General features: G+C 70.4%; 1 protein-coding gene. It reads left to right on the top strand.

The window, feature by feature from the left end; all coding sequences use genetic code 11:
• Nucleotides 1–29 precede the first annotated feature (29 nt).
• Entirely contained in the window at nt 30–1,613 is a 1,584-nt protein-coding gene (locus IEZ31_RS55635; RefSeq protein ID WP_190258270.1) for an IS1182 family transposase, read from the top strand.
• Nucleotides 1,614–1,622: the final 9 nt, after the last annotated feature.

Genomic DNA, 1,622 nt, shown 5'->3' with positions numbered 1-1,622 from the left:
TTTGATCGGGTTTGGTCGATAATAGGTGGGTGCAGGGTAGGTCGGGTTCCGCCGCGCAGTTGTTGGATACGGCGGCGTTGGTGGGGCATCTGGTGCCGGCGGGCAGTGTGTACGCCTTCCTGGCCGGACACCGCGATGAGGTGTTCCCGGATGGGTTGTTCGCGGACCTGTTCCCGTCCGGGCGGGGCCGCCCGTCGGTGCCGGGTGCGGTGATCGCTTCGGTGTTGGTGCTGCAGACGTTGCAGGATCTGTCGGATCCGGAGGCGATGACCGCGCTGCGCTGTGATCTGCGGTGGAAGGTGGCGTGTGGGCTGCCGATCGATCATGCCGGATACCATCCGACGACGTTGACGGTGTGGCGGCAGCGGCTGCGGGCCTCGGACCGCCCGGACCGGATCTTCGAAGCGGTCCGGGCGGTCATCGCCGAGACGGGAGTGCTGCAGGGCAAGACCCGCCGGGCCCTGGACTCGGTGGTCTTCGACGACGCGGTGGCCACTCAGGACACGATCACCCAGTTGATCGCGGCGATGCGGCGGGTGCGGCGGGAGGTGCCCGGCGCGGCCGAGATCATCGCCGCGTCCTGTCATGCTCATGACTGGGACGATCCGGGCAAGCCCCGTATCGCCTGGGACGACAAGACCGCCCGCGACGCGCTGGTCTCGGCGCTGGTGGGCGACGCGACCTCGGTCGTGGCGACGTTCGCCGGTGTCGAACTGGACGAGCCGGCCGGGCAGGCGCTGGCCCTCCTCGCTCTGGTCGCCGGGCAGGACGTGGAGCCGGCCGAGGGCTCCGACGGCACCGACGGGCGGTGGCGTATCGCCCGGCGGGTCGCGCCGGAGCGAGTGATCTCCACCGTCGACCCGCAGGCCCGGCACGTGCACAAGACGGTTCACCACCGCCAGGACGGGTTCAAAGGCCACGTCATCATCGAGCCGGACACCGGCCTGTTCACCGGCGCCACCCTCACCGAAGCCGCCGGTGAGAGCAACCACGAGGCCGTCGTCGGACTGGCCCTGCTCCAGCAGGACATCGACGCAGCCACCACCGACGACCCGCGTGCGTTCGAGGTGCTCGGTGACACTGCCTACGGCACCGGCGAAGCCCGCGCCGCCCTCGGCGTGGCCGGGCACACCGCGATCATCAAACCAGGCCCGTTACGCCCGGCCGTGCCCGGCGGGTTCACCCTCGACGACTTCACCGTCGACGAGGACACCGGCACCGTCACCTGCCCGGGCGGGCTCACCCGGCGGCTGAGCGCCAAACGCACCGCCACGTTTGGTGCCGGCTGCCGCGGCTGCCCATTACGCGCACAGTGCACCACCGCCAAAGACGGCCGCACGCTCACCCTGCACCCACACGACGCGCTGCTACGCACCGCCCGCCGCGACTGGGCCACCAACCCCAGCCTGCGCGCCACCTACCGCCAGCATCGGCCCATGGTCGAACGATCCATCGCCTGGCTCATCGGCCCGAAAGGCCGCTGCCGCAAACTGCGCTACCACGGCACCACCGCCAACACCTGGTGGCTGCGCACCCGCATCGCCGGACTCAACCTCCGCCGCCTGCTCAACCTCGGCCTCACCCGACAAGCCACGAATTGGGCCTTGACCTGAACACCCGGG

It is taken from the genome of Dactylosporangium sucinum, assembly GCF_014647515.1.
Classification (GTDB): Bacteria; Actinomycetota; Actinomycetes; order Mycobacteriales; family Micromonosporaceae; genus Dactylosporangium; species Dactylosporangium sucinum.
The sequence above is the reverse complement of the archived record's forward strand: the minus strand, read 5'-3'. Positions and strand labels throughout refer to the sequence as shown.